Origin of the sequence: Enterobacter sp. K16B, assembly GCF_020216105.1 — a bacterium.
Taxonomy (GTDB): Bacteria; Pseudomonadota; Gammaproteobacteria; order Enterobacterales; family Enterobacteriaceae; genus Enterobacter; species Enterobacter sichuanensis.
This window is the reverse complement of sequence record NZ_JAIWJZ010000179.1, coordinates 1-3,115: the sequence shown is the minus strand read 5'-3', so window position 1 is coordinate 3,115 and position 3,115 is coordinate 1. Positions and strand designations below refer to the sequence as shown.

General features: G+C 61.2%; 4 protein-coding genes and 1 pseudogene. All 5 read right to left on the bottom strand.

Annotation, left to right across the window (positions count from 1 at the left end):
• Positions 1–22: 22 nt before the first annotated feature.
• Positions 23–523, bottom strand: coding sequence for a hydrogenase maturation peptidase HycI (gene hycI, locus LDK53_RS22340; RefSeq protein ID WP_225288116.1), 501 nt, complete (start codon positions 521–523; stop codon positions 23–25).
• Entirely contained in the window at positions 516–926 is a 411-nt protein-coding gene (locus LDK53_RS22335) for a formate hydrogenlyase maturation HycH family protein (protein WP_047959335.1), read from the bottom strand. The genes hycI and LDK53_RS22335 overlap by 8 nt, the downstream gene beginning before the upstream one ends.
• Entirely contained in the window at positions 923–1,690 is a 768-nt protein-coding gene (locus tag LDK53_RS22330) for an NADH-quinone oxidoreductase subunit B family protein (protein ID WP_225288115.1), read from the bottom strand. Before LDK53_RS22330 ends, LDK53_RS22335 begins: the two co-directional genes overlap by 4 nt.
• Positions 1,690–2,232 (bottom strand): formate hydrogenlyase complex iron-sulfur subunit, encoded by a 543-nt coding sequence (locus LDK53_RS22325; RefSeq protein ID WP_225288114.1) that lies wholly within the window; start codon positions 2,230–2,232, stop codon positions 1,690–1,692. Before LDK53_RS22325 ends, LDK53_RS22330 begins: the two co-directional genes overlap by 1 nt.
• Before the next feature lie 9 nt (positions 2,233–2,241).
• A pseudogene (gene hycE, locus LDK53_RS22320) lies at positions 2,242–3,115 on the bottom strand (formate hydrogenlyase subunit HycE); the annotation flags it as partial.

Here is a 3,115-nt window from a genome sequence, read left to right as displayed (position 1 = left end):
TGGCGGCTTCGCCTTACCCGGCCTACAAAACCGTAGGCCCGGTAAGCGTAGCGCCACCGGGCGCTGTTCTGAGCCGGGAAAATCCCCCGTCCCCCACCCACCCGGCAAGCCGTGAATACACCACGTCCACCGCCTCTTTCACTGGCGGCGTCATCGGGTAATAAAACCCGACAATGTCCGGCTGAATGCCCAGAAACAGCACCTCCCCCACGTCGTCCTTGATCTGATCCACCAGGTAATTCAGCGGCATATTGTGGGTGGTCATCATAAACATCTCTGCGATATCGTCCGGGTCAATCAGGCGGATCTCGCCGGGATTGAGCCCCATATCGGTGGCATCGACGATTAACAGTCTCTCCGGGCGCAGCTCGCGAATGGCGACCACGTCGTTTTCCGGCGCGCTGCCGCCGTCTATCACCACCCAGTTGCCCTGCGGGTTCGCGGCGCACATCTCCGCCAGCAGCGGGCCCGCGCCGTCGTCGCCCATCATGCTGTTGCCGACACACAGTAAAACGTCAGTCACGTAATCTCCTCACCATCAGGTAGATGGCGCTCTCCTGATGAATATCATGCAGCATGCCGAGCAGCGTTTTGCTCCATGCCTGCTGCCCGGGGGTTTGCCTGCTCAGCGCCGCGTCAAAGGCGTTGGCGAGCATCGCAATGTGGTTGGCGTCGATGACGATCTCGCCGTACTTCGGCACGCCTTCCATTTTGCGCCGCGCCGGACTGCCCTCCTCCAGCGTAGCAATCCACGCCAGATAGTCAGACCACGGGCAGCTCAGCGCCGCTTCCAGGCAGTCAATCACCCCGAGGTGATGCCCAATCGCCAGGCTGTAATAGACCACCTGCTGCGCCGCATCCGGCGTGGCATCGTTCTCATCAATAAACTTACGGCTCAGCTGACTGAACACCACCGTTTCACTCATCGGATACGCGCCTCATCCACTACGCTATTCAGGTTCGCCACAATCTCATTAAGACGCGGATCGTTTTCCGCCTCCAGCCAGCGTGCGACCTGATGCTCGCCCTGGCTCAGCAGGCGCAGATAATCGTCGGCAATCTGGCGGCCATAGCGATAGCCCGCCAGCCTGCGCGCCGTGCGGTCGACCTTCACCCGCAGCGGCTGCACCATGTCCGGGTGCAGTATGGCCGCAGGCTGGTTGTCGAGTTCGCCCGGCTCGCGGGCGTGGATTTTCTGCTCCAGCAGGCCAAGCGCCATCGCAAAGCCGTACAGCGTTGCGGCAGGCGTCGGCGGGCAGCCCGGAATGTAGACATCCACCGGCACGATTTTGTCGGTACCGCCCCACACACAGTAGAGGTCATGGAAGATACCGCCGCTGTTGCCGCAGGCCCCGTACGAGATGCAGATTTTCGGATCCGGTGCGGACTGCCAGGCCCGCAGCGCCGGCGAGCGCATGGCGCGGGTCACCGCCCCGGTAAACAACAGGATGTCCGCATGACGCGGAGAAGGCACCACTTTGATGCCGAAACGCTCGGCGTCAAACAGCGGTGACAGGGTGGCGAAGATCTCAATCTCGCAGCCGTTGCAGCCGCCGCAGTCCACGCGGTAGACGTAGGCCGAGCGTTTGATTTTTTTCAGCAGCGACGCCTTCATCAGGCCGATAGATTCGTCCACCGTCATTGGCACCGGGATGCCGTTCACGTCGCGCGGGCCGAGTAAATTGTCCATCAGCTGGCCTCTCTCATATGGCGGGTAATATCAATGCGGTCGGACGGCAGCAGGCATTTCTGCCGCTTACAGTCCGGACAGGTTTCAAAGCTTTCCCGATGATGCTCCGCGCGGGCGTCACCGTTGTGCTGCAGTAGCGCAATCGCGTAGTCGATCTCTTTTTGCACGGCGAACGGACGCCTGCAGACGCGGCAGTGGCACAGGTCAAAGCGCGACTGCTGAAGGAAATCTTCTTTCCTCCATACCGCCAGCTCGTATTCCTGCGACAGACGAATGGCGACCGTCGGGCAGACCTCTTCGCAGCGGCCGCAGAAGATGCAGCGCCCGAGGTTGAACTGCCAGGCCAGCTCGCCGGTTTGAAGATCCGTTTCCACCGTTAAGGCATTCGAGGGACAGGCGTTGACGCAGGCCGCACAGCCGATGCACTGCTGCGGGTTATGCTCCGGCTTGCCGCGAAAGTTTTTATCGACCGGCATCGCCTCCAGCGGATAGCGGCTGGTTTGCACGCCGGTTTTGATCACTTTTTTGATAAAGGTAAACATGGCGAGTCCTTATTTCAGCGGCGAGTTCTTACGCTCGATGCTGTAGCGCTCAAGCTCTTTGTACGGCACCACCTGGCTTTTCTTCTTGCGCACGTCCACCACGGTCATGCGGTCGGTGCAGGAGTAGCATGGATCGAGGCTGCCGATGATCAGCGGTGCATCGGAAACGGTGTTGCCGCGCAGCATGTAGCGCAGGGTTGGCCAGTTGGCGTAGGTCGCCGCACGACAGCGCCAGCGGTAGAGCTTCTGGTTGTCGCCGGTCATGCTCCAGTGGATGTCATCCCCGCGCGGCGCTTCGGCAAAGCCCAACGCGAAGCGGTTCGGAATATAGGTGAACCCTTCCACCATCAGTGGGCCGCCCGGCAGGTTATCGAGCCCAAAGTCGATCATATTCAGCGCGGTAAACACCTCGTTGATACGCACCTTCAGGCGGGAGATGACGTCGCAGCCCTGCTCGCTGTGCACGGTCATCGGCAGCAGACCGTAGCCGACGAACGGGTGATCGGCGCGGGTATCGCGGGCGTGGCCGCTGGCGCGCACCATCGGGCCGACGTTGCTAAAATCGCGGGCAATTTCCGGGTCAAGACGGCCGATGCCCACAGTGCGCTGTTCGATATTGGGCGTGCTGAGCAGCATATCCACCAGCTCCTGCACGTCCCGGCGCATCTGCTGCGCCAGCTGACGGGTCTGGATCATGTCGTTTTTGAGCAGGTCACGGCGGATCCCCCCGATCAGGTTCAGGCCGTAGGTTTTACGCGCCCCGGTAAGGATCTCCGCCATCTTCATCGACGCTTCGCGCACGCGGAAGAACTGCATAAACCCGGAGTCAAAGCCGACGAAGTGGCAGGCCAGGCCGAGGTTCAGCAGGTGGGAGTGCAGGCGT